The 22,055-nt window shown below is 43.3% G+C and carries 35 protein-coding genes and 1 tRNA gene; 35 read left to right on the forward strand and 1 reads right to left on the reverse strand.

Going from position 1 to position 22,055, the window contains the following annotated elements; genetic code table 11:
• Window positions 1-311 precede the first annotated feature (311 nt).
• The 3 genes from Ami103574_RS04270 to Ami103574_RS04280 all read left to right on the forward strand — a co-directional run bounded on the left by Ami103574_RS04270 (window position 312) and on the right by Ami103574_RS04280 (window position 1,381).
• Window positions 312-599 (forward strand): hypothetical protein, encoded by a 288-nt coding sequence (locus Ami103574_RS04270; protein WP_163065448.1) that lies wholly within the window; start codon window positions 312-314, stop codon window positions 597-599.
• A gap of 396 nt (window positions 600-995) precedes the next feature.
• A complete protein-coding gene (locus Ami103574_RS04275) occupies window positions 996-1,169 on the forward strand; it encodes a hypothetical protein (protein ID WP_163065449.1) in 174 nt (57 codons plus the stop codon).
• A 68-nt stretch (window positions 1,170-1,237) separates the two neighbouring features.
• Window positions 1,238-1,381, forward strand: coding sequence for a hypothetical protein (locus Ami103574_RS04280; protein ID WP_163065450.1), 144 nt, complete (start codon window positions 1,238-1,240; stop codon window positions 1,379-1,381).
• Here the strand turns inward: Ami103574_RS04280 and Ami103574_RS04285 are convergent.
• A complete protein-coding gene (locus Ami103574_RS04285; RefSeq protein WP_170295607.1) occupies window positions 1,368-1,688 on the reverse strand; it encodes a hypothetical protein in 321 nt (106 codons plus the stop codon). The two genes, Ami103574_RS04280 and Ami103574_RS04285, sit on opposite strands and share 14 nt — an antisense overlap.
• A gap of 148 nt (window positions 1,689-1,836) precedes the next feature.
• Between Ami103574_RS04285 and Ami103574_RS04290 the strand changes: the two genes are divergently transcribed.
• From Ami103574_RS04290 to gp17, 32 genes are all read left to right on the forward strand, one after another.
• Window positions 1,837-2,103: a stage V sporulation protein S gene (locus Ami103574_RS04290; protein WP_163065451.1), complete on the forward strand. Its 267-nt coding sequence runs from the start codon at window positions 1,837-1,839 to the stop codon at window positions 2,101-2,103.
• 5 nt (window positions 2,104-2,108) lie between these two features.
• Window positions 2,109-2,390: an AbrB/MazE/SpoVT family DNA-binding domain-containing protein gene (locus Ami103574_RS16240; RefSeq protein ID WP_163065452.1), complete on the forward strand. Its 282-nt coding sequence runs from the start codon at window positions 2,109-2,111 to the stop codon at window positions 2,388-2,390.
• 70 nt (window positions 2,391-2,460) lie between these two features.
• Entirely contained in the window at window positions 2,461-2,853 is a 393-nt protein-coding gene (locus Ami103574_RS04300) for a hypothetical protein (RefSeq protein WP_163065453.1), read from the forward strand.
• A 157-nt stretch (window positions 2,854-3,010) separates the two neighbouring features.
• The gene (locus Ami103574_RS04305) at window positions 3,011-3,337 is read left to right on the forward strand and encodes a hypothetical protein (protein ID WP_163065454.1); all 327 of its coding nucleotides are present in this window, start codon (window positions 3,011-3,013) and stop codon (window positions 3,335-3,337) included.
• Window positions 3,334-3,531, forward strand: coding sequence for a hypothetical protein (locus Ami103574_RS04310; RefSeq protein WP_163065455.1), 198 nt, complete (start codon window positions 3,334-3,336; stop codon window positions 3,529-3,531). The genes Ami103574_RS04305 and Ami103574_RS04310 overlap by 4 nt, the downstream gene beginning before the upstream one ends.
• A 51-nt stretch (window positions 3,532-3,582) precedes the next feature.
• The gene (locus Ami103574_RS04315; RefSeq protein WP_163065456.1) at window positions 3,583-3,942 is read left to right on the forward strand and encodes a Cas9 inhibitor AcrIIA9 family protein; all 360 of its coding nucleotides are present in this window, start codon (window positions 3,583-3,585) and stop codon (window positions 3,940-3,942) included.
• A 9-nt stretch (window positions 3,943-3,951) separates the two neighbouring features.
• Window positions 3,952-5,490, forward strand: a complete 1,539-nt coding sequence (locus Ami103574_RS04320) for a PcfJ domain-containing protein (RefSeq protein WP_163065457.1) — start codon at window positions 3,952-3,954, stop codon at window positions 5,488-5,490.
• The gene (locus Ami103574_RS04325; protein WP_163065458.1) at window positions 5,490-6,530 is read left to right on the forward strand and encodes a DUF3102 domain-containing protein; all 1,041 of its coding nucleotides are present in this window, start codon (window positions 5,490-5,492) and stop codon (window positions 6,528-6,530) included. Before Ami103574_RS04320 ends, Ami103574_RS04325 begins: the two co-directional genes overlap by 1 nt.
• Window positions 6,531-6,542: 12 nt before the next feature.
• The gene (locus tag Ami103574_RS04330; RefSeq protein ID WP_163065459.1) at window positions 6,543-6,707 is read left to right on the forward strand and encodes a hypothetical protein; all 165 of its coding nucleotides are present in this window, start codon (window positions 6,543-6,545) and stop codon (window positions 6,705-6,707) included.
• Window positions 6,707-7,024: a hypothetical protein gene (locus Ami103574_RS04335; RefSeq protein WP_163065460.1), complete on the forward strand. Its 318-nt coding sequence runs from the start codon at window positions 6,707-6,709 to the stop codon at window positions 7,022-7,024. The genes Ami103574_RS04330 and Ami103574_RS04335 overlap by 1 nt, the downstream gene beginning before the upstream one ends.
• A gap of 375 nt (window positions 7,025-7,399) precedes the next feature.
• A complete protein-coding gene (locus Ami103574_RS04340) occupies window positions 7,400-7,849 on the forward strand; it encodes a hypothetical protein (RefSeq protein ID WP_163065461.1) in 450 nt (149 codons plus the stop codon).
• Window positions 7,850-7,863: 14 nt separating this feature from the next.
• Window positions 7,864-8,127 carry a hypothetical protein gene (locus tag Ami103574_RS04345; protein ID WP_163065462.1) on the forward strand — a complete coding sequence of 88 codons (264 nt, stop codon included), beginning with the start codon at window positions 7,864-7,866 and terminating at the stop codon, window positions 8,125-8,127.
• 191 nt (window positions 8,128-8,318) lie between these two features.
• Entirely contained in the window at window positions 8,319-8,921 is a 603-nt protein-coding gene (locus tag Ami103574_RS04350) for a hypothetical protein (RefSeq protein ID WP_163065463.1), read from the forward strand.
• A 343-nt stretch (window positions 8,922-9,264) separates the two neighbouring features.
• Window positions 9,265-9,558 carry a hypothetical protein gene (locus tag Ami103574_RS04355; RefSeq protein ID WP_163065464.1) on the forward strand — a complete coding sequence of 98 codons (294 nt, stop codon included), beginning with the start codon at window positions 9,265-9,267 and terminating at the stop codon, window positions 9,556-9,558.
• Between the two features lie 167 nt (window positions 9,559-9,725).
• Window positions 9,726-10,550: a rolling circle replication-associated protein gene (locus Ami103574_RS04360; protein ID WP_163065465.1), complete on the forward strand. Its 825-nt coding sequence runs from the start codon at window positions 9,726-9,728 to the stop codon at window positions 10,548-10,550.
• Between the two features lie 51 nt (window positions 10,551-10,601).
• Window positions 10,602-10,907 carry a hypothetical protein gene (locus tag Ami103574_RS04365; protein WP_163065466.1) on the forward strand — a complete coding sequence of 102 codons (306 nt, stop codon included), beginning with the start codon at window positions 10,602-10,604 and terminating at the stop codon, window positions 10,905-10,907.
• A 6-nt stretch (window positions 10,908-10,913) separates the two neighbouring features.
• Complete coding sequence (locus Ami103574_RS04370; RefSeq protein ID WP_246213193.1) at window positions 10,914-11,753, forward strand: radical SAM protein; 840 nt, start codon at window positions 10,914-10,916, stop codon at window positions 11,751-11,753.
• Window position 11,754: 1 nt separating this feature from the next.
• Window positions 11,755-12,162, forward strand: coding sequence for a hypothetical protein (locus tag Ami103574_RS04375; protein WP_163065467.1), 408 nt, complete (start codon window positions 11,755-11,757; stop codon window positions 12,160-12,162).
• A 69-nt stretch (window positions 12,163-12,231) separates the two neighbouring features.
• Window positions 12,232-12,804: a hypothetical protein gene (locus tag Ami103574_RS04380; protein WP_163065468.1), complete on the forward strand. Its 573-nt coding sequence runs from the start codon at window positions 12,232-12,234 to the stop codon at window positions 12,802-12,804.
• A 187-nt stretch (window positions 12,805-12,991) separates the two neighbouring features.
• Window positions 12,992-13,061: transfer RNA gene (locus tag Ami103574_RS04385), tRNA-Ala, on the forward strand.
• 1,035 nt (window positions 13,062-14,096) lie between these two features.
• A complete protein-coding gene (locus tag Ami103574_RS04390; protein ID WP_163065469.1) occupies window positions 14,097-14,309 on the forward strand; it encodes a hypothetical protein in 213 nt (70 codons plus the stop codon).
• 71 nt (window positions 14,310-14,380) lie between these two features.
• Window positions 14,381-14,839, forward strand: a complete 459-nt coding sequence (locus Ami103574_RS04395) for an HNH endonuclease (protein ID WP_163065470.1) — start codon at window positions 14,381-14,383, stop codon at window positions 14,837-14,839.
• An 86-nt stretch (window positions 14,840-14,925) separates the two neighbouring features.
• Window positions 14,926-15,480, forward strand: coding sequence for a hypothetical protein (locus Ami103574_RS04400; protein WP_163065471.1), 555 nt, complete (start codon window positions 14,926-14,928; stop codon window positions 15,478-15,480).
• 5 nt (window positions 15,481-15,485) lie between these two features.
• Complete coding sequence (locus Ami103574_RS04405; RefSeq protein ID WP_246213194.1) at window positions 15,486-17,171, forward strand: terminase large subunit; 1,686 nt, start codon at window positions 15,486-15,488, stop codon at window positions 17,169-17,171.
• 12 nt (window positions 17,172-17,183) lie between these two features.
• Window positions 17,184-18,464, forward strand: a complete 1,281-nt coding sequence (locus tag Ami103574_RS04410; RefSeq protein ID WP_330587189.1) for a phage portal protein — start codon at window positions 17,184-17,186, stop codon at window positions 18,462-18,464.
• Complete coding sequence (locus Ami103574_RS04415; RefSeq protein WP_163065472.1) at window positions 18,448-19,212, forward strand: head maturation protease, ClpP-related; 765 nt, start codon at window positions 18,448-18,450, stop codon at window positions 19,210-19,212. The genes Ami103574_RS04410 and Ami103574_RS04415 overlap by 17 nt, the downstream gene beginning before the upstream one ends.
• Before the next feature lie 18 nt (window positions 19,213-19,230).
• Window positions 19,231-20,418 (forward strand): phage major capsid protein, encoded by a 1,188-nt coding sequence (locus tag Ami103574_RS04420; protein ID WP_163065473.1) that lies wholly within the window; start codon window positions 19,231-19,233, stop codon window positions 20,416-20,418.
• A gap of 37 nt (window positions 20,419-20,455) precedes the next feature.
• A complete protein-coding gene (locus tag Ami103574_RS04425; protein WP_246213195.1) occupies window positions 20,456-20,746 on the forward strand; it encodes a head-tail connector protein in 291 nt (96 codons plus the stop codon).
• Window positions 20,743-21,072 carry a phage head closure protein gene (locus Ami103574_RS04430; protein WP_163065474.1) on the forward strand — a complete coding sequence of 110 codons (330 nt, stop codon included), beginning with the start codon at window positions 20,743-20,745 and terminating at the stop codon, window positions 21,070-21,072. Before Ami103574_RS04425 ends, Ami103574_RS04430 begins: the two co-directional genes overlap by 4 nt.
• Window positions 21,059-21,523, forward strand: coding sequence for an HK97-gp10 family putative phage morphogenesis protein (locus Ami103574_RS04435; RefSeq protein WP_163065475.1), 465 nt, complete (start codon window positions 21,059-21,061; stop codon window positions 21,521-21,523). Before Ami103574_RS04430 ends, Ami103574_RS04435 begins: the two co-directional genes overlap by 14 nt.
• On the forward strand, window positions 21,524-21,664 hold the full coding sequence (locus tag Ami103574_RS04440) for a hypothetical protein (RefSeq protein ID WP_163065476.1): 141 nt from the start codon (window positions 21,524-21,526) through the stop codon (window positions 21,662-21,664).
• On the forward strand, window positions 21,664-22,041 hold the full coding sequence (gene gp17 / locus Ami103574_RS04445) for a tail completion protein gp17 (protein WP_163065477.1): 378 nt from the start codon (window positions 21,664-21,666) through the stop codon (window positions 22,039-22,041). The genes Ami103574_RS04440 and gp17 overlap by 1 nt, the downstream gene beginning before the upstream one ends.
• The last annotated feature ends 14 nt before the right edge of the window (window positions 22,042-22,055 follow it).

Consider the following 22,055-nt stretch of genomic DNA (forward strand, 5'->3'; position numbering starts at 1 on the left):
TCTGAAATACTCAGCGCCTGAGCACCTGTAGGTAAATTATACCACTGAGAGGGCGTTACATAAAGTCGGAGGCTTCGACAAAATAAGCCAAATAAGTAGAGACACATAAACGCAGTATTAGAGCGGAGGTGAAGAGAAGATGAAAGAAAGCGTGAGCAAATCAGAAATTAGAAGAGAAAAGATTTCACTTGTGATTTCTATAACCGCACTTATCATATCAATGATATTACCCATTTTACGACATCTACCATATCTGTTGGGTCTGTTAGGAGTGCAATAAGTAAAGTAAATATAGAAGGAGGTGAGAAAGGATGTTAGGAAAAGATGAAGTTAGAGAAGTAACTGTGAAGATAAATCCCAGCGGTACAGGCATATCAGTTCTTATTAATGGAAATTTCGTAGATCGGAATTATTTAGACGTCCAGAAAATCGGATTTGAATTTCAGGTAGGAAGAGAAGGCGGTATTGAAGTGTCCTGCACGCGGACTAATATCGAGGACGTTTATTCAGAAAGAAAAATGGCCGCAGCTGCTCTGGCAGGAGCAAAAGCGACCAATGCTTCAAGGGATGAATTTTGTAACAGTATCGATAATATCTGATGCGTTTTGCTTTGGGATGTTTTCCATATATACAATAGCATCATTTAGAAGCTGAAAGTTTCCGATAATGTCCATTCTTAAAAATTTGGCTTGGTAGAGCTCATAGAGTACATTGTCGAAATCGTCCGGTATCCATTCAGAAAACAATAATTCTTTAGCTTCATCGGAAGAAAAGGACATTGCTTCATCTTTAGAAAGTTTGCTCTTTCGCCTTTTTAAATATTCTTTGTAAAGGCCGCGCAATAGTTTTGAGGCATCGCTTGAGATTGGTTTAGTAAAAATACAATCACCACCTTTCAAGGAGATTATACAACAAAAAGTAAAATATTGCCAGAAAAACAAATGATAGAGCATAGGACATTCAGCTACATTAATACACTTATAGGGGTGATAGATATGGCAAAAAAGAAACCGCTGACCGTTGTCGGCATACTTGTAACTCAGGATGCCGACGGAAACCGGATAGAGCGTTCCTGGGATAACATCCCTGAAAAAGAAAAGAAAGAGCTGAGAGTGAAGCTCACTGATAATGCCATGGCTGCTGCTGGATATGTTCGGTGCAGCACTTAGACAGAAAGGCTGCTCAGCCATTAACGGTCCTATTTTGGACAAGCAGTAGATAGAAAGGAGGAAAACGGATGGCAAACAAGAAAACAACAGTATCTATCAAGGTTGAAGATCTGGACGAGGCAATTGAAAAAGCGAACCAACTAAAGAAACTTTTGGAAGAAGCTCAGAAATTAATTGATTCGCTTGCGGCGACGCAGATTAAAGTTTACTAAACGCTTTCTGGGCATATAGGTCAGATGCTTTGTCTAACATCTTTTGCCAAGAACTGAACTGCGTGGTTGCCCGAATATGTTCGTCAAATTCATTGTCAGGAATGTTTTCAAAATCTTCTTGAGAGTTTATGACAAAGTCTCCGGCTTCAAGGAGTTCGTCAAAATTACTGAAGTTTGTATACCTTTTCATGAAGCTAGGAGTAAAAATTTCGTCAAAGCTTTTTTCTCCGGAGATTTTCTTAGCGGCTTTTTCTAAATCTTTCATGTACTTTTTTAAGCCGCGAGTATCTACTTTGATACCACCCATTTGAAATCACCATCCTTTCACCGAAATATTAACATTTTTGTCGTAGAGTGTAAATGGAGAAAAGGAATAGCTTAGGTCAATTATAAAAGTTTCAAATATTTCGTATTATATTTTATAAAGTTATTTTTAAAAAGAAAGGAAGTAGATTATGAACACAGAAATTTTAAGGGTATCAGCAAAGTCAAGCCCTAACGCAGTAGCAGGCTCAATAGCAGCAGTCATCCGGGAGGGCTTCCATGCAGAGGTACAAGCCATCGGCGCGGGAGCTGTCAATCAGGCAGTCAAGGCGGTAGCTATCGCTAGAGGTTATGTGGCACCGGCGGGAATGGACCTGGTTTGCGTGCCGGGGTTTAAGGATGTGGAGATTGACGGTGAAGAGCGAACTGTTATTGTGCTGTTTGTAGGAAAGAGGTAAGACGTATGAGAGCAACAGGAATTGTAAGAAGAGTAGACGAACTGGGCAGAGTGGTTCTGCCAAAGGAACTTCGCAGAGTATTGGGAATCAAAGAAGGAGACCCAATGGAGATATTCACGGACAATGCTGGGGAAATCATTCTTAAAAAGTATGATAATGGCCGGGAGGTAGGTGAAAAGATTTCGGACCTGATTGATTACATAAAGGATACTCAAGGAGTGCCAGATCAGGATGCAGTCCTGAGGCTCTTAAATGAGGCTGGGGTCATTGTAGGAGGGAAGAAGTGATGAAAGGTAAGCGGAAAGTATCTGCTAACCCTGTGGGCGGAACGCTGAATGAGTTGGAGGAGGGCACAGAGTGACAGACTACTATAGCCGCTGTGCTTTTCCAAAGCCAGTGAACAAGAAAAAGAAAAAACTGTATAACGGCTATAAGGACAAGCCCAACAGAGTATGCGCCTTTAAAGGCACGCCGTATGCAGAACGCCATGAGATTTTCGGAGGCCCTAACCGCCAGAAGTCCATCCAATACGGACTACAAGTAGACCTAAGCCACGAAGTCCATGAGAGGGTAACGAATCCCCGGACGGATAAGGACCTAGACCTAGTCCGGCAGCTAAAAGAGTACGGACAAAAAATGTTCGAGGATATAATCCGAGAGCAAGGCGGTACAGACGTGGAAGCCAGGAAGAGTTTTATGCACGAGTTCGGCAAGAACTACCTGGAGCCCTTAGGGCGGGAGGGTGTCTGATGGAAGAGGAATACCGGTGCAGTATAGGAACTGGGAGCTGCCCGGAGGGGCTAGGCCTCTGCCGCTATACATGTGAAAGGTATGCCGGATGCGGTGACCGCTGCTGCATAGCGTGGCCGCCAGACTTTGAAAAGTGCGATCATATCACGGTGAAAAAATGAACACCTGTCCAATCTGTAAATCGGACAGCTTCCAGGAAAGTATCAACTGCCCGAAGCACAAAGATGTGATCTGTATGGACTGCTGCCGGCAGTGCGAACACTACGACCAGGACAAGCCCCATATAGCCCACTGGTGCAGATATAGACCCCAGGAGGCAGCGGAGCGAAAGGATAAGATTACAGCGATAGAAGAACAAATAAAATTCCTAGATGATAAGCAAGACCGGCTCTTCCGCGAAGGAAACCAGAGAAAAGCAGAAGATGTTGTCTGGGAAATCGTGGCCCTTAAGATGAAGAAAGAGGGCCTGGAGAAAGGAGCATGAGCATGAAGCATGACCTAATCTTACTATCAAAAGCTTTCATATGTTTAGCGGTAGGGATGGCCCTGGCCTATCTGGAACGGGGATATCTAGCCATCGGAGCAGAGTATCTGTTTTGGTTTATACCGATACTACATAGCCAGGAAAAGAAAAAGAACCCACATAAGGGCTGCAACCCTGTGGATTCTGCAAAGTAGACGTTATGTTATATAACGTCTTTATTCTATCACACAGAGAGGAAAAAGACAATGAGTGAATTAACTAACAGGGCAATAGCCCACATCACAGAACAGATGATGCAGGACCAGAACAACCCGGCCATCGTAGCCCTTGAAGAGTATTTGACAGACCTTTGCACAAGCGATAGCGTTGCCAACTTACTTCTATCGAAAGACAAGAGTTTAAAGGGAGCACTGAAGGCCATAGAAAATGTTGCACGCAAAAAGGCTGTAGGAAACTGCGGCGTAGTGCCCCCAGATGAAGCGGTTGACATCATTAGGGGATATTACGGAATCCAGGCAAATGAAGACGGCGGCACACGTGATGCGCACGCCGAAACGAAGCCGGATGAAATAATCGACGTGATGGCCCTTCTGGCGGGAATGTAGGTGGCGAGTATGGAGACAAAACACCAGGAACTATTTGAAAGCAATGCTCCAAAGATTTATAGTGAGCTGCCGTCGCTGAAGACGGACCCGATTATAAAGTGGCTCCTAAAGAACGTGTTCAAAGAGCGTTATCTTTTCTACGATAAACCCCAAAAGACAGCGGTGTGCTCCTGCTGCGGAGCGGTAGAGATGCCGGAAGATGTTAAGCACGACCGTCAGGGCGAGTGCCCCAAGTGCCATGCAAAAGTGACGTATAGGTCTGCTGGAATTGGCCGAGGCAAACTCACAGGCCGCGTAAGAATTCTCATATTTCAAAAGAAAGGAAAAACCGTATACGCGACGACCAACTTTGTTTATGCAGACTATGGCGAAGGAAAGGTTAGGCTGTTTAAAGACGTTGATGGTGTATTCAAATTTAATCGAAAAGAACAACAAGGCTATCAGACATCTTACGGGTATTTCGAGGGTGGCCGCTGGATAGAGCAAAAAAATATCAGGGTTCCACATAGACAAAGCGACTGGGGGAATGCCCCGCTCTATTTGTACGGAGCCAATTTAAAACAAGTCTTTCAAGGGACAGACCTGCGATACTGCCAGCTGGCTGAACAGGCGAAAGAGTGGTATCCAAAAACTTTTCTAAAATTGGTGGATTTGAACGCGAAGTATGAATCAATAGAAAAACTGCATAAAGTTGGGCTGGATCATTTGATTGAATCGAAGCTAGTGGGAGAACATGGTAGTGCCGCCGTTCGATGGAAAAAGACGAATCTATCGGAAATCTTACAGCTCACCAAGCCGGAGCTCATAAAAGCTAGGGAAATGAAGATAAGCCTGGAAGGCTTGGAAAGGTATAAAATTGCTCGGGATTGTGGGCTTCCAGTTCATATTGGAAACAAGTGCGAGTATGATATGGACGTGCTTAAAACCCTTAGAAGCTGCCAGAAACTAATCGAGCCAAGAAAGTTGTATAGATATATCAAGAAACAAGAAGACACAGCTGCCGGATACCGACTTTACACCGTGGCAAAGGACTATAACGACTATATCAAGGAATGCAAGGAGTTGGAACTAGATTTATCTGATAAAGCTATTCTTCTCCCTAAAGATTTACAAGCAGCTCACGCTAGAACATCGGCGCAGGTTAAGGTAAAGGCCGATCCGGAACAGCAGGAACAAATTAAAAGAAAAGCAAAGAAACTAAGATATCTTGGATTCCAAGATGGAAACCTGCTCATACGGATAGCTGAGACGGCAGGAGAAATCATCGAAGAAGGTAAACTGATAGGCCACTGTGTAGGTGGTTATGTGGATGGGGTAGCCGCAGGAAGGACGAATATTTTCTTTGTCCGAAAGAGTAGCGAACCGGAAGAACCATACTTTACCTTGGAGATGAAAAAAGAAAAAGGCGAATACAGGATGGTTCAATGCCGGGGTGGCGGCAGAAATAAGGGAAATGGAACAATGCCGGAGGACGTGAAGGCGTTTATTGACAAGTGGATGGCTGAGGTGGTGAACGCCAAGCCAAAGAAAAGAAAGAAGGTAGCTTGATGGAAAATATTATTGAGGCTGATTTCAAGGTGGTGCAGGAACGCACGTTGGATATTATCGCCACAGAAATCAAAACGATTGACAACCATGTATGCCAAGTGGCATTAAATGGCGCTATAGAAATTGGTGCAAAGCTCGAGGAGGCCAAGGAAAAGGTCGGACATGGTAATTGGGAAAATTGGTGCAAAGAAAACTTGGATTATTCCAAGTCGCAGGCCGAAAGATTTATGAAAATTTCGGCGGAATACGGGAATGAAGATAGCCCGTATTTGTCGGCTATTTCAAAAACGTACACGTGTACGGATTTCAGCATTTCCAAGGCTTTCAGACTTTTACAAGTGCCGGAAAACGAGATAGAAGACTTCGTCGAAAAAAATGACGTTGACACGATGAAAGTAAGGGAACTGGAAAATGAAATCAAGCGACTAAAGCAGGAAAAAGAGACTGCCGACGAACAACTCGAAAATATCGATAGGTTGCAAAGTGATCTTGATACAGCAATGGCAGAGAAGGAAGCTACCGCTAAACTGCTCCAGGATCTTCAGGAGAAGCAGAAGAAGGCTGAGAATGGCGAGCTACCAGACGATATAAAGGCCGAAATGCTAGAACGCCAGAATGAAATTGATAAGCTAAAAGAATCCCTGGATAAATCCAAAGCTAAAGAAAAGAAGCTGAAAGAAGAAAAGGACCGTATAGAGGCTAGTCGAAAAGAAGCTATCCAAGAAGCAGAGAAGAAAGCCCGAGATGAAGCGGCGGCCACGGCTCAAGCGGAAGCGGAAAAGGTAGTAGCGGATACCATAGAGCAGCTGGAAAAAGAAACCGAAGAAGCGAAAACACGAGCAGCGGCAGCAGAAAACATGCTGGCCATGTCTGCTAGCGAAGAGGTAGTAATCTTTAAGACTAAGACTGCTGACCTACAGAAAATGGTTGGAGAAATCAAGACATCCATACATAGCCTGTCTGAAAAAGATCCAGAGCAAGCGGACAAGCACCGGCAAGTCTTTAAAAAGGTAATGCAGGCCCTTTATGACGGGATATAGGAGGGATAGCAAATGCCAACAGTGAGTAGAGAAGATTTTACCCGACGCCTACTGCAAGCCCAGCGGCGGCGCCGAGCCCGGGAAGAACGAGCCAAGGAGCAAGACATTTATAGTTATTCCGTTGAGGCTATACTGCGAAGCGTAAAAATACGCATGAAAATGGAGGGATATTACTAATGAGTAACAGAAACAGACGAATCAAGCCCATCGAAGCGGCTTTAAGAAAAGAGATAGAGGCCATAGACACCGAGCTACTGGACCTCCAGGAGGAAAACTCCAACTTGCGCCGGCTCCTAGATGAACAGAACGACTACATAAAGCAGGAGCTTAAGGGCCTCCGAAAAGCCCTTGTAGACCACTACAGATACCAAGAATATCTAAAAAACAGGTTAGAGGATGAAAGCGCCATACGCCGTCAAAAAGACAACCAGCTGAGAGCGGCTATCGCAGGGATACCGGAGCCAAGACGGCTGATAAAATTCCTATTTAAATAATTCCCGAAGCAGAAATAAAAAAGCGCCCATATTTAATGGGCGCATAAATCTTTAATTCTTACCAATTTCTGTCACAATGACAGAAATTACACCAGTGGCAATAGTGGCACCAAGGGCACCAAGGATTGGAATGACAACACCAATGGCGCAAATGTCTTCTATCACCGGTAGCACCTAAGATGTTGTTATTACAATCAATTCTACGATTTGTTGTACCAGATAAAAAACGATCACACATATTAGATGACCTCCTTTGGTCTACAACAGTATATGAAAAAAATATCAATAGTGTTACTAAATAAAAACTTATCCAAGAAATGAGGTGGCCTTTGGACATACTCCGGGGGCTGGCAATTATAGAAAGTAGGTGAAAACATGAAAATAAAGGCGATAGCAAAGCTGTGTAAAGAATCCAAGTTCATACAGCTTATAGATGTCCCTTCTGGAAGTTCATGCAGACAGTGGATAGGAAACGGTGGAGCGGCATATCCGATTACCGGCTTGCCGTACCTGGACGAGCAAAGCATCTATACGGTATTTGAGATTCCAGAAGACAAGCAAGAAAAAATTAAATTCATCCACCAGCAAAATCCGGGATTCTTTAATTTTGACGATACAGATAGGACTGAGATACAGGTGGAACTTTTAGGCGTGGGGGTTGACCTAGGAAGCAAGCTGATAAAGCCCTTACAGACAAGAAAAGGTATAGGCTTCTATGACACCAAGTACATGGCGCCGCTAGCAGATATAACCGTAGGTCGTGAGATTTACGAAAGAGAGACCGAGGGGGGCAAACCTACTTTGCAGTTAAGCAAGGCTTTTTAGTAAGAGGTATCATCATGCCGGTTGCAGCACTAGACAAAGCTGTCGTACAAACCATGGAGTACATAGCAAGAGAAAGCCGACTGATTCTTGAAAAAGGAAAGCCAAAAGGCCAGCAAGAAATCAATCTTGAAACCGGAGAAATTGAAGAGGATAAATCCGAAGCATGTATGTGCGGAGTATGCGATGACTGCTGCGATTGTCCTGTAGAGGGGAATTGGGAACCTTGCGAAACAAACCAACGCCTTTTGGACAGTAAGTTGGAGGAATTGAGGAGATAGCGGAGAGATAGCATGAAGAGAACACTTAAAAACTGCGGGATAATGAGAAAGCATGGCCAGGCAGAGGAGGTAGCAGCAGAAGCCGGGCCAAGTGAAGAGGAGAAATGACATGATATACAAATATTTTAATACCCATGCACCTATAACCAATCAAAACTATTTGAATACAATAATAATTGGAGGTGCGCAAAATGATGGAGAGTTATCAAATAGGTAAAGAACAGCAAGGCATAGACAATACAGTATTTACAGCAAGAATTATATGGCGAGATATAATCACCTGGTTACGTCAATATTTGATAGTAAAAACAATAAATGCAGACGTTGAATTGCAGCAGGAGACAACGAATGCCCTTCTTCTTCGAGCAGAGAACTTTGGAGATATGATAAGAACTTTCTTTGGTGATAAAGCAGCTGAAGTTTATCTGGAATTATTTTCTGAATACATTAAGTTACTGATTAGTTTAATTGATGCACTAGCGGAAGGCAATTCCAGTAAAGCAGATGAAATTGTAAAACAAGTATATCAGAATGATGGCCAAAGAATTGAATTTCTTGCAGGACTAAATCCATATTGGGAGAAAAATACTTTGGAAAATTATATTTATACCTTTACCAACATGCTAGTCCAAGAAATGCTTGCTTTTACATCAAAAGAATATAAGAACAGCATTAGTATCCATAACAGGATTTTATCATACTCAACTAGTCTAAGTGATTTTATAGCACAAGGAATTAATGATTATTTTACATATAGCATTAGGCCATCTACTGGACTACTATCTGATGAATAAAAAATAATAGAAGAAGTACTATCGCTTCTTTTATTAAAAAGAAGATGTACAAGCACTGCACTGAGCTGTTTTAAGTATGATATATCGCCAGATGAAGAGGAGGAGCAATTTTGAGAGACTGTCAAAAAAATTTTATAAAAACAACCCAGCAGCTCAGGAGCCCATCAAAGGGATTCGAGGACCTACCGGAAATTAAGCACCTACATACCTGTAAAGCCTCCAAGATAGGTCTGATAGTCACCCCAGAAACAGAGAAGGACAACCAGGAGCTACACAAGGCCATAAGCCGGACCTGTAAGGACCATTGCTGCAAACATAAGCGACAAAAGAGGACGGGAACAAGATGAGAAAACAACCTTACAAACCAAAATATCCAATCATAAAAAAGATTTTCCCAATATTCAGGTGGATACAATGCGATTATTGCGGATGCAAGTTTAAAAAAGAATACGGATGGGAGATATGGGTTAGAAGCGTATTTGCCAATATAGAAGCAGAACGCCGCTATAGTTGTATGACGTGTAACCCTGACGAAGAAACTGTCAAGAAGAGACTAGTACCTGATCCATTCCGCAACTACAGCATTGGGACAGGCAGAGCTAATATTGATGCAGCAGCTCTGCCAGATAAAGAATAAACAAAATTCTACTGTTATATGTAAGAAAACAAAAAGCCTCTGGACAAGCTCCAGAGGCATAGCTATCGGCATTAAAAATAAGACATAAACCTATATAGGGACCCAAGCGCTCAGCATGAGCATTAAGACTTGCTAAGAGTATTAATAATTCGGAAATGGAGGTAGCCATGCTTGTAGAAAAATTGACAACGGTGTGCGGAAGTACAATTTTTGTAAAAGTAAAAATGCTTCGGGATTTTATCCAAGGCCAAAAGAGAAAAAAGAGAAAAAATCCTACGGCCGAGAAAGTAGCTGAGGTTAATCAGCGGCTAGCCGAAAAAGAACTGGCTATGATTTTAAATTTTAATTTCAAGCCCGGAGACCTGCATCTAGTTCTCACATACAAGCATTTACCCTCCAACGAGGAAGCACACAAGGCGCTGGAGAGATTTATAAAAAGATGCAGAGCATACATGAAGAGGCTTGGGAAAGAATTTAAAGCGGTTATTGCTACAGAGTATAAGCATAAGAGACTTCATCATCACATCGTATGCTCCGCCGCCGAACTTGAAGAAATTATGAAAATTTGGAAGCAAGGGCATGTGAAGTGCTCCGTACTAGATATGTCTGGAGATTACAGAAGGCTAGCAGCATACCTTATCAAGGAGACTTCAAAGACATTTCGAGACCCAGATGCTTTCAGCAAGAGAAGATACAATACAACCAGGAACATACAAAAGCCGGTTACAAAATCTGAGAAGGTATCAGCCTCCATGCTGTTAAGTAATCCGAAACCCATCAAGGGTTATTACATAGACCAAGACAGTGTATATAAAGGCGAGAATCCTTTTGATGAAAAACCTTATGTGGAATACGTGATGATCTCCGAGGATGCTGAAGCACCGAGACTGGTCACATGGAAGCGAGGGAAGAAGGCCCGAAAAGAAAATACATACAGCAAATGGCTTGTGAAGAATCTAAGCAAGCAGATTGAAATAGATATATCGTTTTAGCCCATAAGGCTTATTCGTCATGCAAAAAAAGAGAGGGGAAGTGAAGAGGTTATGACAAAACAGGACTTAGAAAATCTTTACCAGCTCACAGGTGAGATACAGGACATAGAGAGACAGCTAAGCAAGCTAGAAGAAAAAGGCTCCAAGGACTATGTTGGCGATACCGTGAGGGACTACCGAAGCGGCCAAGGTATACCAATAACCATAAGAGGCTATCCAGAGCGTACATACAGGAGGCAGAGGAACCTCTCAAGAAAGTACCAGGCTATGGTCCAGGCCGAGAAAACAAAGCAGCGGGTAGTAGATAATTTTAAGTTTGAGCAGGTTACATACTGCAAGGGGTTAGCTGGGAGGTGATAGGCTTTGGTAGCGAGAGTATTTCCGAGGCGGACAAAAGCCACGCCGGATGATGACATGGCTTTCATAGGACCGCTTCCAAGAGAGATAGAGAAAAGCAATCCGGGAATTAAAGAAGTGCATATCAGTGTTACATTTACATACGACATCCCTAAGGCTGAAAAATTATATAAATCATGGTCGCGGCTGGGGGTACCGATAGAAATGGGCGGCCCTGCTTTCGGAGACCGTAACGGAGACTTTGTACCCGGACAATACCTTAAACCCGGATATACATTTACAAGTAGGGGATGCAATAACAAGTGTTGGTTCTGTTCTGCTTGGAGGGACACTAACGGATTAAGGGAATTAGAGATCAAGGACGGGTGGAATATCCTAGACGATAATATTTTAGGTACATCGGATCATCACTTTATGACGGTAATGGATATGCTTCATAGGCAACCTGAAAGACCTATCTTTACAGGTGGAATTGAGGCAAAGTTATTAAGGCCTTGGCAAGCGAAGCTGATGAAAGAAATCAAAACGAGGCGCCTGTATTGTGCTTATGACACACCGGACGACTATGAACCGCTTGTGGAGGCTGGAAAGATATTTAGGGCTGCCGGGTTTACAACAGCAAGCCATGTTTTAAGTTGTTACGTCTTGATTGGGTATAGGGGTGACACGTTTGAAAAGGCTAAAAGCCGATTGATTGATACGATCAGAGCGGGGTTCGTTCCATATGCTATGCTTTACAGAGATAAAGGGGGACAAGTTGACCCCGAGTGGAGAGCGTTTCAACGGGAGTGGTGCAGACCTCAGATTGTTGGGGTCAAAATGAGAGAATATGGGGGAGGTGATTGACATGACAAATATAAGGCCGATAAATGAAAACAAGTATGGAATAAGCAAGCACCGATTCAGAGAGCTTTATTATTTCTGTCTTCAGTATCCTGAATGGCAGGAGGAGCTTAAGCATAACACAAATACCGTTGGAGCCATTATTACCGACGGGCTCCCGCACGGCAGTAATACTTCTGACAGCACAGCTATTCTGGCAGCCAGACGGGCAGATCTGCGGACGAAATGTGAGATTATAGAAGAGACGGCCATCAAGGCAGATTCGGAGCTGCATGAGTACATTTTGAAAGCAGTGACCACGGAGAGAGCAAGTTTTAATTATCTCAAGATGAGGATGGGGCTCCCCTGTGAAAGAGATATGTATTATGATCGGCGACGGAAGTTTTACTGGCTGCTATCGCATGAGGTGTAATTTAGGGTTGGGCAAGGAACAAAGGAACTTTAATGATAATATATTGTATTAAAAAAAGGAGTTGTAAGAATGATATCTATTAAACAGTTAGAGGATTCTGGTATCCCATCAAGTCAAGTGCCTTTGGTATTCGAATCAAGAATGCTCTGGAGAGATTTAACTACTTGGATCCAGGCATATTTAGTAAGTGTTTTTGCAGGTTTTGGTAATCAAAATTCAGTAGAAGAAAAAATAAGAACAGTTATTGTAAAATTTGGTAACAACTTAAGCACGGTCTTTGGAGGGGAAATCGGAGAACAATATATTGGGCTTATAACTAATTGGATCAACACGTTTAAATTATTGGTAAATGCACAAATAAATGATGATGCTGATACAGTAAATGAATATATGAATCAGTTATACGAAAATATAAATCAAATGGCTATTTTCCTATCAGAGATTAATCCATTTTGGGCGGAAAGTGAGTGGAAAGCTTTGTTATATCGATTTAATGAAATAATAATTGAACAGTTATCTGCATTTTTGTATAAAGAATATACGAAAAATATAGAGGCATTTGATAAACTTCTAAATCTTACTTCCATAATTGGTAACTATTATTCAAAAGGCATGCTTAATTACTTAACCTATTCAGGATAATACATAATTAAAAAGCTAAAGCACTTCTTCTGATTTGTTTAATATTATATTGAGATAAAAATTGTTACTGAAAATTAATGACCGCACACAGAGGACAACTTTATGTGTTTTAATGATATCAGTGAAAGTTACCAAGATTTCTCCTTTCATTCACATAAGTACCTCAGCCCGCTTCGGCGGGCACCCTGGCAGGGTAGCTCAGTTGGTAGAGCACTGGAAGCGCACAGTTGTCTCCGGTTCAAGTCCGGACCCTGCCCCAGACGGATAGATTGTAGGTTGTAAAGCAGTCGCAGCACATAACAACCTTCCGAGCGGATGCAAAACAATAGCGTAGAGTTGTTTAGGAAAAGTATCCTTGTTAGAGGTTGGCAGCCGGGAATAGACCGGCAGACGCAATACGTGAGCATGAGCCAGCGTTAAATGCAAAGCGTTGAGGATAACACCCAGGTCTTGTACTAGGAGTGCAACCACAGCTGAAATGCTGGGAGTCAAATATTTCCAGCAAAAGGCAACTACAGTAGGAATGTTGGGGTTGTCTTTTTTAATTGCCGTAACAGAGGAAAAAGCGCTTTTTAAACTCGTCCGGACGGAGCTTGAAAAAAAAGAGGACAGAATGACAAACCAAGTAAAGATTGAAATTTGAACATTTTACCCTCAAAGTTGAAAAAACTTTTTTTATGCCTATATTTATATTTTGATTGAAACCGGTTTTTTTAAAAATAATCGCTAAAATCATAAATGCAATAAGCGTAATATCTACACTGAAATTTACACTGACGATTAGTTGCATACTTCTTTCCCCTTTCTCGGACACAGGAATATTTTACATCATATTCCGAAAGAAGAGGATTATACTTAAAAAAATCCCAACAAAGGTTTGTCAGTATAATGTGTTGATATTTGTAATATTTGGGAGTATTATAAAAGGAAAAACGGGGAGGATTGAAAATGAGATATGACCAAGAAGATCTTGCTAAAGCATTAGCGGAAGAAGGACGTTCGGGGGGAGAAATTGGAGAAATATTGGCACGCCTTAAAGAACTAGAAGAGGAAGATGACGACTGAATTTTAAGGACCATCCCAGCGGTGGTTCTTTTCTTATATCTGACGATAAGTATGGTATTAAGAAAAGTTGGTAATATTACTCCTTTTATCACATCTTTATAATTTCTGAGTTTTTTGTGGATATTTCATTATGGTGCATTATGGCGGATAATGTCGAGCGTATAGTGTTGAAGCCTAGAAGCTTTGGGGATATGATGAAATAAAAAAGGGAAAGGAGACTTGATTACATGGGTATTCGGGACATATTAAGCCTTATCAACGCAGGGGCTGACATCGTTATAGACATAAGTGAGCACGGCCAGGGGGATTTAATGTCTATGGCTAAGGCAGTCCATGATAAAAATTGCAGACTAACCATTAAAAATGCTAGCACAAGAGGGATGCAAGACCTGCGGAGCTTGGTGGATGTGGCAAAAGGAAACATTATTCTGGAACTATAAGCTCAGGAACGAAGAGCCCCTTTAAAGGCTCTTTTTTATTACACAAAACGAAACGATTGAGAGGTGAGGTGATGGCACTTAAGAAAACATGTACATGCGGTAAGCTTATAGACTACTCTGCGCCCTACTGCGATGAATGCCAGGCTAGAAGAAAGCAGGAGCAGGCAGCCAAGCATAGGCGCTATGACAAACATATCCGTAATAAAGAGGCCGCAGCATTCTATAACTCTCCACAGTGGAAGCATGTAAGAGCAGAAGTAATACGCAACTATAAAGGCCTCGATTTCTATGAGTATTACATCAACAAGCAGATTGTATATGCGGACATGGTTCATCATATCGTGGAACTCAGTGAAGACTGGGAGCGGCGGCTTGACCCTCGCAACCTGATACCATTGGCACAGGAAGGTCAGGGCAACCACAGCATGATCCATAAGTTATACCTGAAAGATAAAATAAAAGCGCAGAAGCTGCTATTTAGCCTTCTGAACCAGTGGCAGCTTGAGTTTGGAGGGGGAGGGGGTACCTGAAAAGTTTTAGACCTCTCTACGGATGCCACTGTGCCTCCCTCGCTTGAAAAAAATTCCCACATCAGTCTTTGAAGGAGGTGATCTTAATGCCAACACCGGCAAAACCATATGCCGTACTCGTAACCGAAGGGAAATCCCATCGGACGAAAGCGGAACTGGATAAACGAAAAAAAGGCGAAGACGCGCTAGCTACCGGCACGGCATTAAAGGAACGTCCGGAAGTAAAAAGGAATCCCACAGCACACAAGGAATTTTCACGAATCAATAAGCTGCTCTTAGCGATTGAGAAAAATGATGCTATCTACGAGCCTGTAATCAACCGATACTGCATGATGCAGGCCGAATGTCTGGACCTTGAAGTGAAGAGGGAAAAGATTTACGATCAAGCACAGAAGCTGGAAAAGATGCTGGATGATCTCGGTAGTGATGTAGAATTTGACGAGCTTCGAGCTGTCATTAGTGACTTGGGTAAAATATATGGAGCCATGCTGGCCATTGATAAGCAGGTGCAGTCCAAGCGCAAGATGCTTCTGGAGATTGAGAAGGAAAATGTTATGACAATTGCTGCGGCGCTGCGGACTATACCGAAAAAGACCGAGGAAAAAGAAGATCCACTCCTTAAAGTATTGCGGGGTGGTTAAACTTGTTGGCGAAAGCAAAGCAGTATGCGCAGCGGGCTATATCCGGAGAGGAGATCACCACTAAAGAAGTTAAAAAGCAGTGTGAATGGTTTTTAAGTAATCTAGAGCAGCAGGAAAAAGAAGGCTATCCGTTTTACTTGGATAGCGGTGAAGTGAATAAAATACAAGGGATTTTGTCATTGCTTTTCTTTGCAACGGGCTTAGGCGTAATTGGCAAATCTATATTAGATGGTCTGGAAGATTTCCAGGCTTTTTTTCTTGTCAATATTTTCGGCTGGAGGTTTAAAGCCGACCCCAGAAAATATCGATACCGCGATGTTGTTCTTTTCATTCCACGAAAAAATGCAAAAACGTTTATTTGCGCAATTATTCTCATCATCCTCATGCTCACGGAAGACGGTTATTCGGAGTTTTATTCCATATGCCTTGACCGGGAACTTGCAGGGCGGGTTAAGCAGGCAATGACGCAGATCATTCAAGCAAGCCCAGCAATTGAGAAATATTTTAAACTATCGAAAACACTGAGCAGCCCAATCACCTGTGAGCTAACAGGTAGCTTTTATCAAGCGAGAACCTCCGAAGCAAATCGCAATAACTCCATTCAGCCCAGTGCGTTCATTGCTGATGAAATCGGAGCTTTTCGGGATAAAAGCAATATTGATGCGATGAAGACCGGCCAGCTCAGTGTGAGAAATCCCCTCCGGTTTAAAATCACGACAGCCTATGCAGAAACAGAAAGTATCATGATTGAGGAGCTGGATTACATCCGCAAGGTGTATGACGGCATCCTAGAAGACGACCGGTTATTTGCACTGCTTTATTATGCCGAAGAGGGGCACGAGTGGGATGATATCGGCTTGCAGCAAGCAAACCCGCTGCGGATACCGGAAAATTATCAAGAAATCCGGGACAATCGCAAAGCTGCCCTCGAAAAGCCTTCGGAGCGTACCGAGTTCTTAACCAAGCACATGAATGTCTTTGTAAATGATGTCAAAGAGGATCCCTATATCATTTTTGACAAATGGAAGAAGTGCGAAGTAGGGAAGATTGACCTGAAGGGTAAAGAGGTTGCTGTGGGCGTTGACTTATCGTTAACCACTGACCTGACGGCGGTAGATATTATTTACCAGGAGAACGGCAAGTATTTCGTAAAGGCTCACGCCTTTCTTCCAGAGAACTCATTAGCGGCCCGAAGAGAGCGAATTGACTATAGACAGATGGAGAAGCTGGGCTACTGTACCATCACCAAGGGAGATATTGTCGACTATAACGTGGTTGAGCAGCATATTCGTTCCATAGAGGAGACTTACGGCTGCCGAATTAAAGTTATCGCATCGGATCCCTACAACGCGGTGCAGATGATGCAGTCCTTAGCAGAAGACTACGAGGTGGTGCTGATTAAACAGACTTATGGCAATCTAAGTCCGCCGCTGAAAAGTTTTCGAAATGATGTGTATCTTGGAAATGTGTTTTACGAAAAGAATAAGCTGCTGGATTGGAACATGAGTAATGCCACAACGGTCCATGGCCGTACGACTGACGATATCTTGCTTGCAAAAGTAAATAAAAATAAGCACCGTATTGACCTGGTAGTGGCCATGATATTCCCTTACAGCCAAATCTACCTGGTTGATAAAAGCGTTGATTTAAGCAAACTGACAGAGGACTACCTGAGTATGATGGGGTGGTAAGGAGGTGAGAGATTGAATGTATTAAAAAGAATTTACAATAAGATAATGCAGAACGTAGGGGGAAGGACAGCAGACATGCAGAGTGGAGAGCTGCTGGAGTGGCTGGGAATTAGCAAAACCCCTAAGCACCTTGTGAGTGAAGTGACCTATTTCACTTGCCTGAAAATGCTGTCTGAAACCCTGGGCAAGATGCCGCTGAAATTATACCAGAACACAGAAGACGGCATTAAGAAGGCGAAGCCAAACAAGGCTCATCGATTGCTCAACCTCAGGCCAAACGACATCATGACGCCTTCGATTTTCTGGGCGGCAGTGGAGCAAAACCGTAATCATTACGGTAATGCCTACGTTTGGATTAGGAGGCAGTTTAGAAGGGCGAAGTACGGCGGCAGTTTTGAAATCATGGATTTCTGGATTATGCCATCTGACAGCGTCCGGGTCTATGTGGACGATTCAGGGATATTCGGAGCTAAAGGCTCCATCTGGTATAGCTATGTGGATCAATACGCTGGGCAAGATTATGTATTTCGGCCCAGTGAAGTAATGCACTTTAAGACCTCATACAGCTTTGATGGAATCCTAGGCATTCCGGTAAAGGATATCTTAAAATCAACCTTGGAAGGTGGTCTTGAAAGCCAGAATTTCATGAATAACCTATATAGGACAGGCCTAACCGGAAAAGCGGCGCTAGAATACACGGGAGATCTGGATGAAACCGCACAGAAACGGTTAGTTGCAGGCTTTGAACGCTTTGCAAACGGGGCTGCAAACGCCGGTAAGATTGTTCCGGTACCTTTGGGGATGAAGCTGATTCCCCTCGATATCAAGCTTACGGACAGTCAATTTTTTGAATTAAAGAAATTCAGTGCCTTGCAAATTGCTGGGGCTCTTGGTATCAAGCCAAACCAGATTAATGATTACGAGAAATCCTCCTATGCTAACTCTGAGATGCAGCAGCTAAGCTTCTATGTTGACACGGAGCTCTTCATTTTGAAACAGTATGAGGAAGAAATAAACTATAAGACACTTACAGAAGAAGAGCTCAAAGAAGGGCTCTTTTATAAATTCAATGAGAAAGTTATCCTGCGCACCGACAGCCAAACTCAAATAGAGATGTTGTCGAGAGCTGTGAATAATGGAATCTATACACCGAATGAAGCCAGGGAATACCTGGACAAGCCAAGAGAGAAGGGGGGAGATGGGCTTTTTATGAACGGAAACTATATTCCAATTGAGATGGTTGGAAAGCAATATGACAAGGAGGGAGGTGCAGCTGATGCCGGAGAAGAATAAAAAATATTGGGAGTTTAAAGCGAAAGTCCAAGATGAGGCAGATTTATACCTGTACATAGAAATTGCATCATGGGGCGCAGGCTATGCCGCTCATTCTGCGCAAAGCTTTAAGCGCGAGCTGGATGCTCTAGGAGAAATCAAGACCCTTAACGTCTATATCAATTCCCCGGGTGGTGATGTGTTTGAGGGCAATGCCATCTACAACATCCTAAGCCGGAAGGCGAAGAAATGTGCTGTAAACGTCTATGTAGATGGGCTGGCTGCTAGTATCGCATCGGTCATCGCCATGGCAGGGACCAAGATTATTATGCCAAACAACGCTATGATGATGATACACAACGCTTGGTGTGTCACCTGGGGCAATTCCGGGGAGCTTCGCGAAGCAGCAGAGATGCTGGACAAGGTGAATTTGACAATCCGGCAGGCCTATTTAAACAAGGCAGGAGATGTCTTAGAGCAAGATGCTTTGATAACGCTTATGGATGAGGAATCGTGGCTAACGGCGCAAGAATGTCTTGATTATGGGCTATGCGATGAGGTGATTGGCGAGAAGCAAGTTGCAGCTAAGTTTGACCCAGCTCTACTGAAAAACTTCAAAAATGCGCCAACTGAATTTTTCACCCTTCGACCGGATGGCGCAAGAGAAGATCCCGAGGACAAGAGGCATGAGCCGGCGGAAAAACCGGCCGCACAGCTAGATCATGCAGCCGAGAAAGAACGACTTTTACTGGAAATTGATTTTACTTAGAGAAAGGAAAATAAGAAAATGAATGAAAAATTATTAAAAATGCTTAATTCTATTAATGCAAAGAAAGCAGAAGCCAAACAGCTTTTAGAGGATGACAAGGTAGACGAGGCAAAGATAGCTAAGGCGGAGCTAGAAAGGATGCAAGCCGCTTTTGACATTGCCAAGGATCTTTACGACGAAGAACAGGAAGAAGCTGAGGAGGACATTGCAACCGGCAAGGCGAAAGAAGTCACTGATAAGAAGGACGGCATCCTAGGGGCTTTTGTTAATGTAGTTAAGGCCGGCATATTGAAGCGGCCCGCGAGCGAAAAGGACCTTGAAATCTTAAATCTGATGACTGAAAAAGATCCAAACGGGCAAGGCGTGTCTGATGGTGGCGTAACCGTTCCGGAGGACCTACGCACGCAGATTAAAGAGCTGAGAAGAACAGAAGATGCTCTTGAGTTGCTTGTTAATACAGAGCCCGTTTCTACGTTAAGCGGCAGCCGGGTAATTGAAGCCAACGCGGACCAGGTACCCTTTGACAACGTAGAGGAAGCTGCCCAGTTTCCGGATGTTGATACGCCGCAGTTTATCACGATTGACTACAAGGTCAAGAAAAAGGGAGGCATCTTAAAAGTCACCAGAGAACTCTTACAGGATACCGCGGAGAATATCATCGGGTACCTGAGAAAGTGGATTGCCAAGAAGGCAAAGGTCACCAGGAATTTCTTAATCCTTGCACAGCTGGAGGAAAGCTTTGGAGGAGCAAATACGCATGCCGTAAGTGGTTTTGATGACCTTAAGGACATCTTTAACACAATGCTCGATCCAGCCATCGCTCTGGGCGCTAAGGTGCTGACCAACCAAGACGGTTTCAACTGGCTTGACAAGCTAAAGGACCAGGATAAAAAGTACATCTTGCAGCCTAACCCGGTAAATGCAACGCAGCGCCTGCTGTTTGGCGTGTACCCGGTGATTGTTGCCTCCAACAAGGTACTGAAATCCACTGTTGAGGGAACAGATAAAAAGATTCCGCTGTACTGTGGCGATTTCAAAGAAGCAATTACAATCTTTGACCGGGAGACCCTGTCGATTGAGTTCTCTACGGAGGCGGGTGACTTATGGAGTAAGGACCTTACTGGTGCAAAGGTTCGGGAGCGACTGGACATTAAGACGATTGATGAAGAAGCTGTTGTTAAGGGAGAAGTGACGGTAACTGTGTAAGGGGGCTTCGGCCCTCTTCTTTAGAGAGGAGGCCCAAATGAGCGCTGAAACAGCCATGCTTGAGGAAGTAAAAGATTATCTGCGCGTGGATGGATCTGATGATGATTCTCAGGTCAAGGGTCTTATTTCAGCCGCAGACATTTACCTGGAGAATGCCGGAGCAGTGAAAGACTATGATAACAATCTATATAAGCTTGCTGTCAAGATTCTGGTGACACACTGGTATGAGAATCGGCTGCCGGTTGGAGAGGTAACGGAAGAAATGGCCTTTTCGCTTCGCCACATCTTGCTGCAATTGAAATATTGTTACGGTGGTGATGAAACATGAATCCAGGAAAATACAGAAATAAGATTACATTTCTGAAAAGAGAGCATGGTCAAGATGATTACGGAGAGCAGGTAGACGAATGGACAGCCTTTAAGACCGTCTGGGCAGCTAAGGACCCACTACTTGGAAATGAGTTTTTTAAGGCCGTGGCCACGGAAGCGAAAGTGGAGGTGAAATTCAACTCTCGGTACATTACAGGAATCACGGGTGATATGCGAATCCAGCACGATAATGAAATTTACGAGATTCTTTCAGCCATCGACGTTAAATCTCTCCATAAAGAACTTTTGTGTTATTGCAGGAGGATACCAGATGGTGAAGGTTAAGTTTAAGATTGAGGGCATGAAGGAGCTGCAAAAGAGTTTGAAAAAGCTTGGTGAAGTTCCTCAGAAGCATGTCACTTCATCGGCCCGTAAAGGTATGAATATTATTTTGAAGGGAGCTAGATCAAATGCCCCTGTCGATACCGGTGACCTGAAGCGGGGGATGAAGCTTTTCGGTGAAAAGTCACGCTTTAAGGGTAAGAAGGTATACCGCATCATATTTGATCCTACCATGAACGACATCTTTCAAAAGAAGAATGCGGAGGGCGAAATCACCGGTTACTACCCTATTTCCCAGGAATATGGTTTTTTTTCCCGAAATGGCAGATATATTCCCGGATATAGGTTTATCCACGATAGCATGGCTGGTAATGCGAAACAAATGGAAAGAATTGTTGTGGACACCATGAAAACAAAGATTGATCAGGAGATCGGAAAGGCGGGACTGAAATAAATGGATGAGAGGGAAAGGCTCCAACAGGAGTTTGTTGAGAAAATACAAGAAATTATTGACGGACTTGAAAAGCAGAAGCTTCCGCTGCGCGCAAAACTCCTTCTGTGGATGCTAAAGCGAAAAGTAAAGCGGGTGAAATAATGGAAAAAGAGCTAAGGTATGAACTGGAAAAAGCAATCCCGGAGCTGGCCGGAAACATTTATCCAACTAATGCTCCGGAGGCGTCAAAACGTCCCTATATCGTCTATACCAGAGTCACAACGCAACGCACAAAGACGCTGGAGGGCTATACCAGCAAACAGGCGTTATCGTACATGTTTAGCATCATGGCGACAAAATATGCCGATATGAAAGCTCTGGCTGAGCAGGTGGAGGCCTTTCTAATCGCCCTGCCTGGCAAGGATATTGGGAAGGATGAGATTCATGTCGAGGACGTAAAAATTAATAACATAAGTGAAACCTATGAATTTGAGCTGAAAGTAAATCGTGGAATCCTTGATTTCACAATCTATTTTTAGCAGAAAGGAAAATA

Source organism: Aminipila butyrica, from assembly GCF_010669305.1.
GTDB classification, from domain to species: domain Bacteria; phylum Bacillota; class Clostridia; order Peptostreptococcales; family Anaerovoracaceae; genus Aminipila; species Aminipila butyrica.